General features: G+C 53.3%; 13 protein-coding genes, 3 tRNA genes and 1 pseudogene. 1 reads left to right on the forward strand and 16 read right to left on the reverse strand.

Annotation, left to right across the window (positions count from 1 at the left end; genetic code table 11):
- Positions 1-579: 579 nt before the first annotated feature.
- The 4 genes from PMX60_RS04805 to PMX60_RS04820 form a co-directional block, all read right to left on the reverse strand.
- A tRNA-Ile gene (locus PMX60_RS04805) sits at positions 580-655 on the reverse strand.
- A 198-nt stretch (positions 656-853) separates the two neighbouring features.
- A tRNA-Ala gene (locus PMX60_RS04810) sits at positions 854-926 on the reverse strand.
- Between the two features lie 536 nt (positions 927-1462).
- The gene (locus PMX60_RS04815) at positions 1463-2620 is read right to left on the reverse strand and encodes a hypothetical protein (RefSeq protein ID WP_271747080.1); all 1158 of its coding nucleotides are present in this window, start codon (positions 2618-2620) and stop codon (positions 1463-1465) included.
- A 369-nt stretch (positions 2621-2989) separates the two neighbouring features.
- Positions 2990-3064 (reverse strand) — tRNA-Val (locus PMX60_RS04820).
- A 288-nt stretch (positions 3065-3352) separates the two neighbouring features.
- On the opposite strand from PMX60_RS04820, the gene PMX60_RS04825 reads away from it, so the two are divergent.
- A complete protein-coding gene (locus tag PMX60_RS04825; RefSeq protein WP_271747081.1) occupies positions 3353-4012 on the forward strand; it encodes a hypothetical protein in 660 nt (219 codons plus the stop codon).
- A 36-nt stretch (positions 4013-4048) separates the two neighbouring features.
- Here PMX60_RS04825 and PMX60_RS04830 read toward each other — a convergent pair whose 3' ends face one another.
- The 12 genes and pseudogenes from PMX60_RS04830 to PMX60_RS04880 form a co-directional block, all read right to left on the reverse strand.
- Positions 4049-4534, reverse strand: coding sequence for a helix-turn-helix domain-containing protein (locus tag PMX60_RS04830; RefSeq protein ID WP_271747082.1), 486 nt, complete (start codon positions 4532-4534; stop codon positions 4049-4051).
- A 22-nt stretch (positions 4535-4556) separates the two neighbouring features.
- Positions 4557-4676, reverse strand: a pseudogene (locus tag PMX60_RS10235) (DUF3990 domain-containing protein); the annotation flags it as partial.
- 657 nt (positions 4677-5333) lie between these two features.
- Positions 5334-5588: a hypothetical protein gene (locus PMX60_RS04835; RefSeq protein ID WP_271747083.1), complete on the reverse strand. Its 255-nt coding sequence runs from the start codon at positions 5586-5588 to the stop codon at positions 5334-5336.
- Positions 5589-5966: 378 nt separating this feature from the next.
- A complete protein-coding gene (locus tag PMX60_RS04840; RefSeq protein ID WP_271747084.1) occupies positions 5967-7067 on the reverse strand; it encodes a hypothetical protein in 1101 nt (366 codons plus the stop codon).
- 256 nt (positions 7068-7323) lie between these two features.
- Positions 7324-7893, reverse strand: a complete 570-nt coding sequence (locus PMX60_RS04845) for a hypothetical protein (protein ID WP_271747085.1) — start codon at positions 7891-7893, stop codon at positions 7324-7326.
- Entirely contained in the window at positions 7883-8689 is an 807-nt protein-coding gene (locus tag PMX60_RS04850) for an endonuclease/exonuclease/phosphatase family protein (RefSeq protein WP_271747086.1), read from the reverse strand. Before PMX60_RS04850 ends, PMX60_RS04845 begins: the two co-directional genes overlap by 11 nt.
- Positions 8690-8914: 225 nt before the next feature.
- Positions 8915-9076, reverse strand: a complete 162-nt coding sequence (locus PMX60_RS04855) for a hypothetical protein (protein WP_271747087.1) — start codon at positions 9074-9076, stop codon at positions 8915-8917.
- A 32-nt stretch (positions 9077-9108) separates the two neighbouring features.
- Entirely contained in the window at positions 9109-12738 is a 3630-nt protein-coding gene (locus tag PMX60_RS04860; protein ID WP_271747088.1) for an nSTAND3 domain-containing NTPase, read from the reverse strand.
- A 333-nt stretch (positions 12739-13071) separates the two neighbouring features.
- Positions 13072-14331: a nucleotide sugar dehydrogenase gene (locus PMX60_RS04865; protein ID WP_271747089.1), complete on the reverse strand. Its 1260-nt coding sequence runs from the start codon at positions 14329-14331 to the stop codon at positions 13072-13074.
- A 62-nt stretch (positions 14332-14393) separates the two neighbouring features.
- Positions 14394-15824, reverse strand: a complete 1431-nt coding sequence (locus tag PMX60_RS04870; protein ID WP_271747090.1) for a lipopolysaccharide biosynthesis protein — start codon at positions 15822-15824, stop codon at positions 14394-14396.
- A 499-nt stretch (positions 15825-16323) separates the two neighbouring features.
- Positions 16324-17250, reverse strand: coding sequence for a hypothetical protein (locus PMX60_RS04875; RefSeq protein ID WP_271747091.1), 927 nt, complete (start codon positions 17248-17250; stop codon positions 16324-16326).
- Positions 17234-18184 carry a glycosyltransferase family 2 protein gene (locus PMX60_RS04880; RefSeq protein ID WP_271747092.1) on the reverse strand — a complete coding sequence of 317 codons (951 nt, stop codon included), beginning with the start codon at positions 18182-18184 and terminating at the stop codon, positions 17234-17236. Before PMX60_RS04880 ends, PMX60_RS04875 begins: the two co-directional genes overlap by 17 nt.
- Between the last annotated feature and the right edge of the window lie 27 nt (positions 18185-18211).

An 18211-nucleotide genomic window follows, 5' to 3' on the forward strand; every position in this document is an offset into this window, starting at 1 on the left:
CTGACCTCTTGACTGCCAGTCAAGCGCTCTCCCAGCTGAGCTACGCCCCCGTGCGAAGAAGTACTATACGGGAACTCGGATCACGATGCAAGGACATTTTTGGAAAAACTTTCGCCGGCGGGGCGCGGGGCGCCCGATCGAGCCCGAAGCGCCCGAAAGCGCCCGCGGGGCGCGCCCCGCGTGAGGCGGCGGTGCCGCCTCACGCCTTCCCGACTCCAGCCCGATCGCCCCCGGGGCCGCCCGCATGGCCGCCGCCCGCCCCGACGGCGCGCTTTCGGGCCCACCGCGGATCGCCCGCCATGAAACCGGCCCATCTACTACGTTTGGGCCGCATCCCCCGACCATGCCCGACTTGGTGAAAACAAAACCGCAGGTAAACGGCTCGCCGGTTTCGCGGAATCCGCGGTATGGTCGTGGTGCCGGGGTCAAACGTAGTAGATGGGCCGGTTTCGTGGCGGGGGCATCTCAGACAGCCGCCGAGTGGAGCCTGATTATGAGCAGACCGTTCGCTTGCAGGCGCATGTTATTGTCGTTGAAAAGCAAGAAGGCCAGACAATATGCCCGGCCTTCTGTAAATCTTGGTGGGCCCTCCGGGATTCGAACCCAGAACCCAGGGATTATGAGTCCCCTGCGCTAACCGTTGCGCCAAGAGCCCTTGTTTAGTGGTGGATGTGATAGAGGCCATCAAAACGGGCCACCCATCTTGAACCACGACGTGAAATACTACCATGCACGCGACGCCCGTTCAACGCACGATCTTGTCGACCAGGAGGATCATGGTGCCGCCTTTGACCTTGTGTGCCTATATGAAAAAAGGCCCCAACTTGCGTTGGAGCCTCATTCAATGCTCGGGTGGAGACGAGGGGGATCGAACCCCTGACCTCTTGACTGCCAGTCAAGCGCTCTCCCAGCTGAGCTACGCCCCCGTGCGAAGAAGTACTATACGGGAACTCCCCCGCCGATGCAAGGACAATTTTGGAAAAACTTTCCGGAGGCGCGGGCGCCGCTGGGACGAGAGCGCGGCGCGGACTCGAGGGCAAGGGACCCGCGATGCCGGATCCGGCCCGCGGGGCGCGCCCCGCGGGGGGCGGCGCTGCCGCCGCCCCCCTCCCCGGCGCCCCCAGGGCATCTCGGGTTCCGCCGCTCGCCGGTTTTCGCTTCCACCCCACGGGCCGCCATCCGCCCAACGACCATCCCGCCGGCGCCGGGCCCATTATCGGGGCCAATCGCGCTCCCGCCGACCCGGCGATTTTAAAACCATGCCGGTTTACGGGGCCAGGCCGGGAACCCCCGAGCATGCCGTAATCGGTAAAATCAAAACCGCAGGTAGACGACTTGCGCATTCAGCGAAATGCAGGGTATGGACGGCCGGTCCGGGTCCAGCCCCGTAATCCGGCATGGTTTTGAAATGATACTAATTCACTAGCAGGAAAACTAGGTCGTTCTAGCGCCTTGTCGCCGGCTAATTTCCGAGTTCCAACCAGTTGCACAGAACATTTGCTCGCAGTCGCGTCTCGGCGCGCTTCATTGCCTCGGATTTGGCTTTATATCGAATCCCCAAACGACTGCAGACGCTTTTGACTATGGCGTCTAGCTGTTTTTTGTCGTTAAGCATATCGTGGGTTACCAGGAACACATCGAAACCCATGCTCTGGAGCGCAGTCATGCGCTCCGCATCTTGGTCAAGTACCGCGCCTGACCCATGGATGACCTCACCTTGGATTTCGATAATTGCTGCCTTCATTAGGATTGGGTTTACAATCACGATGTCACCGTAGCAAACCTTTTGACCTGCGATGCTTTGGGCTTCCTCGGATAGAGGGGTTAAATCGTTGAGGTATACGTATCTGAATCCTGAACCACCTAGACTTCGAGAACGACTTAGAAGCAGGACCCCCGCGACCTCGAGTGGAGATGCAGCAATGCCGATAACCTGCTGAGCGGCATCATAAAACTGCTTTCCCCACATTTGACTTTTGACCTTTTCGGCGAATCGATGCAAGTCGCTCAGTTCGATGAGTGGCTTTCTCATCCAAAGCGAAGTACCTTTGAGTTTCGTAACCTCTCTTCCATCCTCGTGATTGTTCGTTTGGCCTTCATTTGCTGGGACCTTTACGGTTGTGCGGGCATAAACTCGTTTCCAAGGAATCTCGTCTTCGCCTTCTCCAAGTTCGAACAGATTCTGCGTGCTGGAATTGCGATTCTCCTTTAACGCGATTTTTAACTGCATTTCGACAGCGGGGGTCGGCTCGAAAACAGAAAACCAGCCGCAAAGTTCGTACATAGCCAGTACGAGATCTATTTGGGACACAAAGCGTGTCATAGTAAATAACGTGTTAAGCGGATTGGTGACGCTAAAGCCTAAATGAGTGTCGGTTGTTGTGCCGGTATCCGAAGCCCCTTCCCAGCGAATAGTGGAGCGCAATCCCGAGTGGTGATTACAACAACCTGGCGAAGCAACAGCGATAATCGGGGTCTTGAGGACATCGGTTACGAAAGGGGCTTGGGATAGGGCCCGCCAGCCGTCGTCGGAGCTGGGTAGGCGCGGGTAGAGGTCATGCACCTGCGGTGGGCAGCGCCAGTAGCGGAATGCGGTGTTTGCGCAGACGATTTCGTCCATGTGGCCTCCCCTGGTTTCGACCGTAGGCCGTGCGGATTGCGGGCATGGCCGATTATCTACCGGGGCATCATGCGGGTAAGTACGGGAAGCAAACCAAATGCTGACCAAAAGCTTGACGCAATCTGTTGAAAAGCCGCCATAGTCATGAACGTGCTGGTACGAGCCGTGAGCCAGTGGTCTCTGTCTCCACAATTGCACATAGATTACGCGGGGAATTCAAAGAATAAACGCAGACGCATTTTGCAAAACGCGCAATAACGACACCTAAGGTGAACTGCGTAACATATAACGCCTTAGGTAACTTCGCTTCGATTATGGTGTCAAAAAGAAAAAGGCCAGAGGCTTAATACCTCTGACCTGTGCTTTAGATGGTGGGCGATACAAGATTCGAACTTGTGACCCCATCCGTGTGAAGGATATGCTCTACCCCTGAGCCAATCGCCCGTCGCCTTTCGGCAAAAGAGATACTAACATAGCCGCACGTGGTTTACCAAGAACTTTTTGCCCCCGATTTTAAATTCGTGAGAGCAAGCCGTGCGAACGCAACCAAACAAGCAGGCAAACTTGCAGCTAAACCACCATTTATCGGTTGACCCACGAGGTCTCGGGGCGGCAGATAAGCCGCGCGTTGTTGTCCGTACGCTATGCGACAATTTGATGCGTAATAAATATGGACAACCGCAGGTCTTGCCCTGCTGTATCTGCGGAGTCTAATCGAGAAAGGACGCAATCATGGGTTCTGATCAGGAAGCGACTTGCGAGAAAGACTGTAAATTTCTTTTCGATGATTTTAGGGATGACATGGAGAGGGTCAAGCCCCTTCTCGGTCTTGACCATTGGGCACGCGCTTGCGGAGACGAGGAATTAAAAGAATTACTAGACAATCTGGCTGAGGAGGGAAAACGTAAACGCAAGAATTCTACCTACAAGCTCGCCGAGTGTTTTACAGAATGCATCAAAAATGACGGCAAAGATGACGGGTCCGATAACTGGGCCTTCTATATGGCTCTCATCGAAGAGTTGGGCATTGATCCCGATACCGTTAAGGACGAGGACGTAAAAGATAAATCCTTTGACATTACGTTACCCATGAAAGACGGTCCGTTTACCGTTAGCGTGAAACCATTTGCTCCTTATGTAGCAGAGCCATGGCGGAGTGAAATCGCCAAGAAGGCCAATGAAAAGAAAGTCCGCGGTAAGAGGGATGACGGCATGAGAGTCGACCCTCGCTGGCACTACTTTGTGTCATGGGCGAAATACTGGGATGTCATTCTTAATTCCAATAGTGAATACGCAGCGAAGTTACGAGAACGCGACCCTGAGCACGCTAAACGAGAAACTCCCACTCACTTTAGCAATGCCGTCATGAAGAAATGGCTCAGAAAATCGTAACTATACGGGGCTGGCGAGGTGCGTACCTCGCCAGCCCTATTCTTCCAGTGTGATCGGTTGCCAGACGAGGTCTTCGATGGCGCAGCCCAGGGTGTTTGCGAGCGCTAATGCCGAGGAGTCCGAGGCGCGGCGCAGGTCTAGTTGATTTTGCTCGTAGAGCTGTATGGCGCGGAGTTTAACTCCCGATCGGGTTGCGAGCTGCTTTTGTTTCAGGCCGGCCGCCTTACGCGCTGCCTTGAGGCCCTTTTTGTATGCTTGGGCTCCGTTCCATTTATCAATGACAATCTGGGCAAATTTGTCTTCGGATGCTTCGTGAAGCGGATGGTACGACCCGATAATCCAATCGAGCGGGGCGACTTCGAATAGGTCGCTAAAACCCAAGCAGCTCGTCCATTGCGTATAGGCCAAAACCCAGCCCGCCCAGTATTGCGGGGAACAGTCGAATGGGTGGATCTCCCTGCATTCGACGGGTTTTAGCCCTGCGCGGGCGGTAATTGAGTTCATATCGATTTGCAAAACCATCGACATCCCGAGAACACGCCCATTCCTTTGCGAGGTCGAGGCTCTCTGTGCAATAGAATCCCTGTCCATAGTCGTTATGGACTTTCCCCAGGCCAAACTGGGGAACCTCAAAGATTTTCTGAGATCCATGCCACAATTTCACGCGAGCCTCCTAATGGGTATCGCTTTAACGATAGTTAACCAGAATATCGTCAGAGCGATACTCGTTATCAGAAGCAATCGACCGCCGACCTTGCTCCAGACTCTCCCGCAGAATCGATATAGTTTGGTATTTGAGACGCCTCCAACCAGAACGATCGAAAGCGTCTTCTCGGCGAGCATTTTTTGATTGCGTTGGTCGTGCCCTGCGACCAAGATTTTCTCGGTAGGCCTTCTTTTGATTCCGTTGGTCGCGCCTTACGACCAAAAGCTAAGTCAAACATACAAATGAATGGGAAGATCTGCATGGCAGACTCAGAAATCTCACGGTCGCGCTCGCAGGCCGTGCCTTAGAACCATTCCAACTAACCAAATTATGCGGCAAGCATAAGCAAGGCTTGACCCCAGTAGCAAAGGAATTCTCGGTCCAAAGGACCTACTCCCATTCGGGAACCCAGCTGAATCCATCCCAAGTCAGCCTTGCTGTGGTCGGAACTATATCACCATGAGCTATGGTTATGCAGCTAGCTAGCGGGATAGTTCCAATGTCCGCAGGCGAACAAAAATGGCGAGGTACGTACCTCGCCGATCTGAAACTTCCGAGGCAACTGCCTCTTCGGTGGTTGCATTGTCTCACACTTCAGGGGTTCTTAGGTCAGCATTAAAAACATCGCGGCCGATCGGCAAGCTCGAAGATAAACGGGGCGTTTGATCTAACAAATTCTGTCAAGAAATCCAGATCGTCGGCAGTAAATCCTTCGACGTTGAACCACTTGACCGTAGGCAAGTAGCATTCAGCGTGGTCAAAGCCAAAATCAACCGGACGCTCAACGGCTACATGAACCGTCCCGTCTTCTCTTGTTTCCGAGTAGGCAAACTGGGTGTCATCATCAAGCTGAACATAGCTCCAAAGCATGACCATCTCCTTAGCGTCTACATCCGAGTATAAAGAACGGATTTGATGCAACGCGACGTGAACTGAAATTCTCTAATAAGACCTGAACTCTGACAGCTGGCCCTGTCCGGAAGTATGCGGCAAATCTCGGACTTGCCGACCACGTCAAGTGTCTGCTATGCCTCTACCAGCGGTTTCTTTGTTTGAAAAGGCCGGTATGGTCAAGGGTTCCAGAATTTGCCGCATACTTCCGTGTTTGTAATTCCAGAAGTGCGGGAAAAGCGAGATCTGCCAATCAGGCCGACATATCATACTTCCGCGACTTGCGGTTTTGCATGCGAAAACCGGGTTGTGCTCAGCGGTTTCCAATTTTCCCCGCACTTCCGGAGATCGACCGCTTTAAAAGCGATGTGCGACGCCTAGGAGCGTTATGCCGAGTAGGAAAAGCGTTATTGACACGGAAAACCAACAATTGTCGCCGGTCTTTGGGAGCGAGGCGGTTGTCGCGGTGTAGATCTTGGGCTTGGACGGCGTGGACACCGTGGTCTTGGTCACGGTCGTCTTGATCGTCGTGGTCGTCTTAGGCGTTGTGGTTGCGGGCTTCAGGACGGGGTCCGTCGACGAACCGGCACCGGGCTGCCCGGCGGCAGGATCGCCGGTAGCAGGCTTGCCGGCATCGCTCGGTACGTCGCGCGAATCGGTCTCCCCTGCCAGTGGCGTAGCCTCCGCAGGCTCCACAACCACATGCGCGGCCGTAACCCCAGCAGCATCCACCACACCGCCGGCACCAAAGGCCCCACCGGCGGGCGCCACAAAGCGCGCGGACGTAAGCGATCCGGCCAGGCAGCCAACGCCGCCGTCGGCGCCGGTCGCATCTAGCCACGAGGCATCGACGGCAAGCGTTCCGAAGGGCGCGCCATCGCCTGGATCCTCGTCTAGCAGGTACGCGCCGAAAGTGCGCACGCCCGCTCCGGAGCCCGCGCCCGCAGCAACAAGGCGCCCGCCACCGCGAACGACAAGACGACCCGCGACCAGGCCGGCCACGACCTCATCCTCAATGCCGGCCCCGTCGGCCTGGGCATTGACAGTGCAGCCGTCTACCACCAATGCCTGAAACGCGTGAATCCCGCACTGCGACCCCGTGGCCGTTAGCGACCCGGTGCCGCGGAGCGTCAGGTTGCCCCACACCTCCAGACCGCACTGCGAAATGTCAACGATGGACGTTTGCATCTCCTTTACGGAGTTTTGCCCGGTCAGGGTCACCACCAGGTCGCCATCGGCCCCGATGGCCTCGCCAGAAAAGTCGTTGAGCTCCAGGTGGTCGGCATCGGTCCAAGCCCAACCGGGGCCCGAGACGCCCGGCTCGTAGTACGTCGCGCCCGCAATGATGAGGCTCTCCGCACCCGCGGCATAAGAAGGCCCGCCCAGCAAAACGCATAGGCAGGCCATGGCGGTAAACAGGATGTAGTGTCGGCTAGTGTGGAACGCGGCAGTAAACATAACCGCTCCGATCTTCGCAGAAGCCAATAGAATGTGCACCAGAAAATGACCTGGTAGCAGCAGTTATCAGTTTAGCGAGATCAAGGCATAAACAAAGGAAATACCTGTGAGCAGCACTGAGAATTAGGTGTAAATCGTTTTGCCAGTCGGTGAAAGGAACAGCGTCTCAGGTTAATTTGCAGTTCAATAAGATTGAAAGTCAATGTCAATGCAAACAATTGAAGGTTAAATATATATCATGCTAGCGCTATCTTCATCAGTTGGCGGCACGTAATGCCGTTTCGGATTCAATCATTTTACGAACGACAAATTTCATTTTTTCATTCTTGGAAATAATTATTTCCAGGCAGTCTTTGAGCTCATCATCATTTTGAACAACAATGAGGTTGTTTTTCTTCGAAACTTTAATTTCCTCGGCGTATGAATCCCAGGTTTGATAGAAGATATCGTCATCTAAGACTAAATCTATTGGATAGACAGCGCCTAGTCTCATTGTCAGCACTCTAAATTTATACTCAGTGGTAAAAAGGTCAAAAGCATAATCAGACGGCGAGTAGGAGTCGTTCGCATCTGTGCGGTCCAAGGCTGTTTCCTCAACTTTAATTGTTTTTGGACCTGTGAATTGCTGCTTTATTTCTTGAGTTGTCCACATGTTGGTGGTTTTTTTTGTGGTAAAAGATAGTTTGATAAAGCGAGCGTCAATCAAATCATGCGATGCAGATTTTACGTCAACGCACTGCCCCTGCATGATTGCTTCAACGTTCTCAGCTGATTTTTCTAAGGGCTGATCAATAATGCTCGCCCAGAAATTTTCGTTACCTACCATGACAATTCCCCATTTCCATAGTTACCAATAGTGGCAAATGGTCACTGTACTTTGAACACGGCTTTGAATTAACAATTAGTTTAGTATCACCGATTTGACGAAGATAGCGGCAATCAATAATGCAATCCGCCAACTGCCAATCAACAACGATTTGATCCAGAGAATGCCAATAATAGGTGCAGTCGCCCGAACCCCAATAAAATGAACCCTGATTAGAATTGGATTCTGATAGGAATTCAAGAGCGGGATTGTACATTACTGGATATGACAACCCGTAGCTATCTCTAACCTTCAGTCTCTGTGCAACCTCTTTGAAAAAGGTCGAATTTAAGGAATCGATTATTATCATTTCAGGGTCAAATGGATTGCAATTGAAATCGCCTAATAACATATTGAAACTGCCGGGATACGCCCCCTTGGTAGTATTTAGCTCAATCACGAGCTCTTTAATTATTCTTTCGCGACGATATCCATGTGGATCGTTGCGCTTGTCTGGTAGGTGAACAATCGAAGTATTCACGGGAACACCGTCAAGCATTAATGTACATGTCAGATTTTTAATAACCGCAGAGGCATGCTGTGAACAAATCGAGGACTTGACGAGTAGCTTCGTTTTCTCGTTACCATCTATTGTTTCCACGGGCCGATATTGCCCATCAAAGAGTTCAATTAATTTCTGGTAGTCCGTTTGATTAACCTCGGCAAAAGCCGCTAGATCCACGTCATTCTGTTGAAGAGCCGATTGAATGAGATCCGCAAGGCATTTTCGTTTTAAATTCCAAAAGAATATTTTCAAAACTCCACCTGACAGCCCTCGGAATATACTCACTCAATGATATATACCCTTGAGATGGGGTTCATTTTTGAAAGTAAGTAATTAATTTCAACAATTTGGTTTGGGAAGAGTCCTTCTATTTGAATATGGCGGGTTGGATCGGCGTCAGCCGATACAACCCGCGCTCAATACGGCAACCTTCTGAAGGCGCAGCCGCCCAGCGCAGCTAGCCTTCCCCGAGTCCCGCTAAAACAGAGCCCTTGTGTACATATTGTCCGCAACATCCGCTAACACGTCGCTCCAGCGGTTGGCCACGATCACGCAGCAGCCGGAATTGAAGAACTCCAGGTCGTGAGCGACATCGAATTTAAAGAACTCAGTCGCGTTCGGTGTGAGCTCTTTGGCCACCACGTTCGCGCCCTGGGCCCTCGCTCCGACGGCTAAAATGGGCGAAGGAACTCGCGGACCTCTGCGTCTTCCATCCATCGCTTCACCGAGGCTATCGCGTCTTCTAAAACCATGCGGTGCCGCATATAGGTAACTCCGGGCAAATTCTCAATCACCTCTTCAATGAAGTCAATCTTCCCTTGAAGAAGAGGGATTTCGCTTCCGCTCCACGATGCGCCGAAATAAGACATGATTACTGGGATCTCCTTGAGCTCTTCTGAGCTAAGGCCCTCTTGGCATAGCAATACTATGTACCTGACCTTAAGATTCTTGGGTAACTCCATTGCGATATCTGGCAGATAGTCGACAAGCTTCCCATCACGCATCGAACGCGACGCCAGCCAAGACACGACAGCATCGCCGCAATGTTCAATAGAGTAATTAAGAAAATGCTTCAGAGCGAAAGACTTCATCATGCGCCGCGGGCTTGTCTCAACTCCCTCTATGGCCTTCCATACGCCATCGGTTGCGATTTCGCAGTTCTCCTCCCTCCATACTGCTTCGCCTAAATTCTTCATCGCATAAGTCGCATTAAACTCCATGAGCACGGGCATTGCCCTCTCAGGAAATTGACCATCGTTGGCGACGATAAAACGAAGAAGATCCTCATTCCAATGGGCGCTCGTTCCGCTTACGAGATAAAGCAAGATTTCTTCCGCAAGGCGCAGCATTTCAGGCTTGTAGACAAACGCCTTCTGCTCGGCATTGTTGATGTTGCTGGGAAGAAGCCTGTAAAAGCCTCGCGAACCCCTGTCCAGCTTCTGCAGGACGCCGGCCACGTATCTAGCGAAAAACCCCGGCGTAGCAGATTCGATTTCCATTGCCACCTCATACGAAACGGTTTCGCCGTATTCGCTGGCTCCTTCCTCGATATCCCTTGCCAGCTCGGGACTGACTCCGTACTTCTCAAATAGCACTTCGTCAATCCGACTAAGCCATTCGGGAATCTCATTCTTCCCTCGCTTCAGAGCAAGAGCACGAACCCGATCGACGCCGAGCAAGTCAATCCAGCGAATAAGCAAATCGTCCGGGATCGTATACAAGGGTGCATCTGACAGGATGATCGAATCTGCGCATTCGGTCAAAGTATCAGCACCAAGAATCATGACATCCCTCAGGAGTGGGTAAGGAATGTAAGTTGAGCTCTGCCGGCCGGCAGAGCTCACAATCGAGATTGCCTTCACCAGTTCTGCCGAGCTTGCTGTTTGAACAACCTCGGTCAATTCCTCTGAGATACCGTGTCCAAGGAAGTCGTCTAAGAAGATCTGGGCTGCAATCCGAATCTCGGGCGACGCGGCGAGAAACGGGAGTCCTTCTTCGGCAATGACACCTTGGGAAATGAGTTCTTTCTCCAATTGGACAAACCCAGGCAAGCTGCAAATCTTAATCGATTCAATTCGGGAAACATATCCTTCATATATCTCCTCCAAGGTCTCTTTCCACAACTTACCGGCCCCGTCGTCGCCGCCGATACCCCGAAGCCCAGTAATCACCGAATCGCAGAGAAGGCTCAGCTCCGAACAGCCCCTGAGCTCCTTGAGGCAAGCGATTGCTCGCCTCCGCAAGCCGATCATCGCCTCGGTGTAAACATGGTTACCGTGGATGAACGTGACCTTGTTTCCCTCCATCCTTGTCGGGCCGTCGTACGTTGCCGCCAGTAAAGCCTCAACATAATAGGCAAGCAGGACCCCGTATCTATTTTCTTTTGTTTTGCGAAACTCACACGCAAGGCGTTCAAGGACCTCGTTCTCGTATTGAAAATCGTCCGAATACGAGTCTTCGTTGAAGCACATGGTCGTCGTGAGAGCTTTCTTCGCCTCCTGTGGAGGCAGGATGTTCTTCCCTAAAGCCATGAAGAACAGCTCTTCAGGCTCGCTGAATTGAGGGGCATGCAAAAAGGGTGTGAGGGATACGAGAATCCGAGATTCAGGTAAATAGGAACTAGGGCTCTTGTCAAATCGGCAAGCAAGGTAATCGTAGCTACCAGGCTTGCTGTCTTCGATTGCCCCGAGAATGTGACCAAGGCCCTTCTCGCCGAGAAGGAAATGATATTCGCCCACCATTTCCCATCGTTTCTCCTCGTTGGCCAATACCCAAATGTCGTCCAACTGCGATTTCAAGGAGGAAATAAGCTCTTCGCTGTAGAAATTGTTTACAAGGATGGCGACAATACTGGGGCATCGAGCATTGCCGTGTTCAAGCTCATCGACATCGGAAAGAGTCAGGCTTTTCTCCGCGATGAAAGCCTGGTAAAGCAAATAATCCCTCAAAACCTGTTCGCCCGGCGCCACCGCAACCATACCCTGGCAGGCATCCACTAGCTCGTCGTGGCACAGTTCTGCGCAAGCATCTACGTAGCAGTCACGAGAAATTCCAGCCTTGGCAAGCAGCTTGTCTAGATCTTTGTTCCCCTCTACCCTGTGTGCGTCCAAAACCGAGACGATCGTAGCTGCCCTTTTGGCGTTGCCGCCCAGAAGGGAAACCTTCTCTCCGTAGCAAGCTTCTATGAGGCGCGGCATCGTGGAGAATACTTCGACCCCACGTTCTTTAGCGACCTCGGCTGCCGCGCAGGCTAACCGCATATTACCCCTCGACAAGCGGGCAATATCCGCAGATGCTCCCCCTTTCGCGATACCGAATCCGTTCTCGACCACGTTTAAGGCCGTTTCTTCGTCAAGCGGGTTGACCTCATAGAGATAAGGCATACAGAACTTTGAAATGGAGATCTTAACATGCTCGAACGCATAATTTCTTACGGTCAAAAGGACCTTGATATTACCCCTGTTGGACACGAAATCCGCAAACCCAGCAAGATCGGAAAGCTCGTTGGCGTCATCGAGCAGAATTATCGTAGGGTCCTCTTTGGGAACATCATTCGCCAAATCGTCCCAGATTGGCAACTTGTTCGATTGAATGACAAGAGGATGCGCGCCGCTGCTATTTGCAAATCTACGTAGAACCTCTAGGCAAAGCCTGGTCTTTCCGCAGCCAGGGCGCCCATGCACCAAGACGAACTGATTTTCTTCGAGTGCAGTAAGAAGCTCATTGATTTCATTATCCCTGCCAAACAAATCGACCTTTAGAGTTGAGGCGAAGCTGTTTCTTTCGACCGCGGATTCGAATTGGTCCGGGGACATAATTTGCCCAGTACCCACCTCGATGCCCAGATGCTCTTTCGCAAGATTTGGGTACCGCCGGGCTAACAAACTCGCCATTTCGTCCGTGCCCACAAGTTCGACGCGATCGTCGACGCCCCTTAGATAGCTGAGGTCAGAACTGTCTAGCCTTCGGCATGAATATGCGATGACTATCTTGACCAACTGCCCGGACTCGAGCTCTTTTCTTTCGGTCTCTAGGCACTTCTCGATATCCGCTTCAATTTTATTCTTCGCTTCAGCTCTATCCGGATAATGGCCGCATTCGAGATAGGCGAATTTGTTGTGGGGTAAAAGCCAGATTGTGTCCGGCGTCCCCGGGGCCGTTGCAGCCGAGTGAGCAGCAGACCCCCTGTGTACGGGCTTGTCATACCTAAAACGCTGCGAAAGCAATTCCTGAGCAAGGTTCTGAAAGGCAGCAGGATCAAGCCTGGCGATTCTGTCTCTGATTTCAATTTCTCTGCTCATCAAAGCTGCACGCTCCTCCGCTTTCTCTGGCAATCCAAAGGCCCTCGGCTAATGGTTGTCTCAAACCGCCACAGTAAGATTGATAATATGGCATACGCCGCATTGGCGAAAACACGATTGCCGATAGCAAAACGATACCGTTCCGCGGCGCGCGCGTCGCACCTTCTCGCGCACACCGCGGAACAAATGACACTGGGCTTGGGACAGCAGTGGCAGTAAATGTATTAGGCGAGAATAACAGAGCACGGGGTGTATCGGCGCCAGCCGATACACCCCGTGCTCAACTTAGTTTCTGTATTTAGATTGCGGAAGACCTGCGCAAGACGCTATTCCCTAGTCCCGCTTAAACAGATCCCTGGTATAGACCTTGTCCGCGACGTCCGCGAGCTCGTCGCTCCAGCGGTTGGCGACGATCACGTCGCAGCCGGCCTTGAAGGCCTCCAGGTCGTGGGTCACCTCGGAGCCGAAGAACTCCGGCGCGTCCAGCGTGGGCTCGTAGACCACCACGGGCACGCCCTTTGCCTTCACGCGCTTCATGACGCCCTGGATGGAGCTCGCACGGAAGTTGTCGGAGTTGGACTTCATCGTCAGGCGGTAGACGCCCACGACCGGCCTCTCCTTGCCCTCGTACACGCGGTCCCACACCATCTGCAGCACCTCGTCCGCCACGAAGTCCTTACGGGTGCGGTTGGCCTCGACGATGGCCTCGATCAGGTTCTGGGGCACGTCCTTGTAGTTCGCGAGCAGCTGCTTGGTGTCCTTGGGCAGGCAGTAGCCGCCGTAGCCGAAGCTGGGGTTGTTGTAGTGGCTGCCGATGCGCGGCTCCAGGCACACGCCGTCGATGACGTCGCGGGTGTTGAGGCCGCGGACCTCGCAGTAGGTGTCGAGCTCGTTGAAGTAGGCCACGCGCAGCGCCAGGTAGGTGTTTGCGAAGAGCTTGACGGCCTCGGCCTCGGTGGTGCCCAGGACGAGCTCCGGGATGCCCTTGGTACCGTCGGCATTCACACGCTCGAGCTCGGCGGGGTCGGCGCCCTGCGCGAGCAGGCCGGCGAAGCGCTCGGCGGCCGCCACGGCCTCGGCGTCGTCCTTCGGCGCGCCCACCACGATACGACTGGGGTGCAGGTTGTCGTATAGAGCTTTGCTCTCGCGCAGGAACTCGGGGCTGAAGAAGATCTTGGAGTCTCCCAGCCTCTCGCGCAGGCCCGCGGTGTAGCCAACGGGGATAGTCGACTTGATGACGATCCAGGCGTCCGGGTTCACCGAGCGAACAGCGGCGATGGCGGCCTCGACGGAGGAAGTATCAAAGAAGTTCTTATCGGAGTCGTAGTTGGTGGGCGTGGCGATGACGACGTAGTCAGCGCCCGCGTAGGCCTCGGCCACATCCACAGTGGCGTGCAGGTCGAGCTCGCGCTCCCCCGCCTTGGCCTCTGCCAGGAAGCGCTCGATCTCGTCGTCCTGGATGGGCGATACGTAGCCGTTGATCTTCTCGACCTTCTCGGGCACGATGTCCAGCGCGTGCACCTCGTTGTACTGCGAAAGAAGTACGGCGAGGGACAGGCCGACATAGCCGGTACCGGCGACAGCGATTTTCATGGGAATCTTCTTTCTATCTGGGGTTTTCAAGGTGCCATACGTGATGGAACGATCAGAATGAGCTATCTCTTAATTAGAGCCGTGAGGTATTTCAGCTGGCCAGTGAGCGCATATCCAGTGATTAGCGCAATGCTGCTCACAAGCAACTTTACGATGAGAGAGAGGAAAACATCTTCCATGGGTATAAAGGCGCCAACTCCCGCAACAGCAGCAATGCCCACGATGCCAACAGCAATCTCAGGCAAGAAATTTAGCAGGCAATAGTAAGGTCTGCCGAAACCACGTTTCACTAGGAAATACGCTAGAGGAACCATATGAAGGCAGTATGCTGCGAAGATGCCGTAAGCCACTGTGAGGATGGAACCGCCAGCCAGGCCCGCCAGCAGCCCGGAAATGGTGATCGCGGTGTTCACAAGACCAACCTTAAACATGTAATCTGTGCGTCCTATGCTCTGGAAAAACGCACCCGAAGGGTTGCCCATCATCTGGAAGTAGACCGACAAAGCAAGCACGGCGAACACCGGCGCGGCTTGCTCCCATCCTGGCCCGTAGAAGACAGCAATGATTTCCGCCGAAGCACAGCTGAATACCACCGCCACAGCAACACCCACTAGCGAGAGCAGCTTTTCGATACGCATCCAGCACTCGTAGATGCGGTCGACATCGTCTTGATGCTCTGCCATGAACGGCTGGATGACCGAGCCTATGACACTGGAGAACGCTGTCATGGGATAGGTTGTCAATTTATAAGCCTTATCGTAAAAGCCCAAGGCCGCAGTTCCCTGCATACCGCCAACGAGCATGTTATCGAGGTTGCGGGAGAAGTAATTGACCAAGCTGAACCCAAACTGGTAAGCAGAATAGGAGAATATCTTCTTAAGCGTGCAAATGAAATGAGCGTTTATCTGCCTGATTGGTCGCGCTACGATGTTCCAGAAGAACACCACCGCTGCAGATAGCACAGTCTGAAGGACGAGCGCATAGCAGCCCGCACCCAAGGCGGAGGCCGCGATTGCGACCCCTCCAGAGACTACTGTAGCCGCCACAAGACGTACGCCAATGGCGGCGAAGCGCAACTCCTTGAGCATAAGGCCATTTGGCACCATATTGAGCGTGGAGAACAGCAGCGCGGGGGCCGAGGCAAGGCACAAGGGCACAAGCCGGGCGTCCCCGTAGACTGCGGCGATGCATGGCGATGCGGCACAAAAGACCAGAGAAAGCCCTGCAGCCAAAAGTGCCGAAAATGCAAATAGACCGCCATACTCACGTTCCGTAAGGTCGCGATACTGCACGATAGCAGTGCCCACGCCCATATCAGAAAACAAGCTGAATAGCCCAGTGAACACGGTGACAATAGCCATAAGCCCAAAATCACCCGGCGAGATCAGTCTTGCCAGCACGGCCGTTATCACGAGTTGAGCACCCATGCTGACATACTTAGACCCAAACTGCATAAGGGCAGCACTGCGCATGCCCGTATTTGATTTAGACACTTTCCATATTCCAAACTTTAGCGGCCTCAATGGCCTGGTATATCTGTTCCTCTTGTGGATTACACGCGCCGGCACGCCGCCAACAACCTGTCGCTCCGGGAAATTACGCGCGACCACTTCACCCACAATGGCGTGCGAGCCAACAGTGACGCCGGACATTATTTGTACGCAGCACCCGATCCAAGCGTCATTGCCCAACACTTTCTCAGCCCAACGTTGCTTTGCTCATTCATCGGTTTATCAAGTCTTTAATGGCGATGCAAGTCCGCACGCACGAGAGAACCATAGGCAACATTCAGTCGCGCCCAATGACGTCTTTCACGCATCGAGGTAGCCAGCATCCCACCGTTGACATACGCCCCTCCCGATGAATATATGTTCAGGATAACGAATCGCTATGTCGGCCGTCGGTCAACCGAGAGAGCCGATCCCCCTCAGTTCCTGCATGTTAGTCTCAAGTCATTCGTTAGCCTTGGATTGCGAAAGCCTATTCTGAACATTAGGAAGAAGTCACACGATATCCCTCCTCGAAATACGATGGACTCAATCCATAGCGGCACATGAGCTCGGCCATGATGGCATCGTTACGCCCTCCCGCCACATTCGCGTTGCAAAGAGCGTCTGAACGAGGACCCTCCAATTGATAGGGATGATTCTGTCTGTTCGGAGCATATGCCACCTCGATGCCGTTGGCGAGCTCGAAGAACTTGAGATAAAGGTCGTCTGCAGGCCAGGCTACTCCACGTATGGCCTCTATATCCAGCGATGCGAGGTCGAAAGCTGCGGCAGGATACAACGTCCCGGCGCCGCCGGTTGCAAGCAACCGGCGGCTGGGGACTGAAAAAGCGTCCTTATGCTCCCAGCCCCATTTTTCATAAGGAAGTAAATCTCCGGCAACATCAAACCCTATGAGATGACAGCGCCTTGCCACAACGCAATAGGGAACAGCCTCGTGGGCCGTGAGAAGCGATTCGACCATGTCTGCTGGATAGATGAGATCATCGTCCGCCGTGATAATGAGCGAGTCCGGGAACTCTTGAAATGCGAAGAGATATTTCTTGTGCGGCCCCAAATCCTCGTAACCCATTCTGATTTCAAGACCATATTGTTCAAGGTCAAGCAAATCATCGGAAAGCGTGTCCCTTTGGATAGACTCATCAAGATAAAGCAGAACCTTTGAGGGTCTCACTGATTGCATGAGTAGGGAACGGATGGCCATATGGACCGCATTGAGACGCGCCCCATAGCTTGTAAGAGATATATATGTATTATTGCTGATGGGCGCGCTCATGTAAGGGCGAAAATCAAATTTACTGACCTCACGCAGCCTGGAACGCCTCTCAATCTCGAACCTAACAAGCGAAGGGTGCTTAACACAGCGAGCGGCTTTTCTTAATAACATGCAATTCCTAACCACGATGAGCATTAAGTTTCTTAAGAGCCTGCTTCGCATTGTGACCAACAACGCGATATGCTTTATGTATAAAAGCAAAGGGAGCAAGCGCAAACGAGGATAACAGCTGGACTGCGCCCTCAGCACTCGCGTTCATTCCAACGAGCATCAGGCCGACTCGATAGTGCATCGCATGCTCTACACGACGCCTTTGGTTGAGCGTAAACATCCCAGAATACTCCCGTATGAGCCGATCATAGTTCAGCTCCCCCGCCAAAGACTTGCCGCTCGTGCTTATCCTCACCGTCCCTAAGTCATCGTAGTAGACTGAGAGCACCTCGGGGACGCATCTAATCTGGAAGCCCGCTATCAAAAGCTTGAACATGAGAATGGAGTCCTGCTTCGCAGGCGTATCGCTGAAGCAACCGACGCTCCGTAACGCATCCTTGCGCGCCAGCCATTGGCTCGTCGCCGCAATACAGCCGCAGTAGGCCTGCTCGAAAACAGGCACCCCGTTGCAGACTCGGCGGTAGTAAATCTCTGTGCCATCGGGCTGGACGCCCTTGCAGTGCGCATAGGTCAACGAGACATTAGAATCGGACATTGGTTCCATCTGCAGCTCTAGCTTGCGCGGTAGAAACTCATCATCATCGTCAAGAAAGGCAACAAAATCGGCCTTTGAAGCATCGATGCCAGTGTTACGCGCAAGCGATCCGCCTCCGTTTTTTTCGCGAACGACATAGCGCAATTCAACGCCCGGCCGAGTCTCGAATGCAAGAACACGAGCTTGAGTCTCAAGCTGTTGATTCGTGCCTTTACCATTGTCATCTACGACAACAATCTCGATATTGGAGTAAGTCTGGGAATTGACACTTTCCAATGCCCGAGTCAGCATGTCAGAACGTGAATATGTCGGGATCACGACACTGACTAGCGGGGCGTTTGAATTCACTGAAGGCATCACCATCTCATAAACCCTTCGGGCCGATAACGT

It is taken from the genome of Collinsella aerofaciens, assembly GCF_028206995.1.
GTDB lineage: Bacteria > Actinomycetota > Coriobacteriia > Coriobacteriales > Coriobacteriaceae > Collinsella > Collinsella aerofaciens_AQ.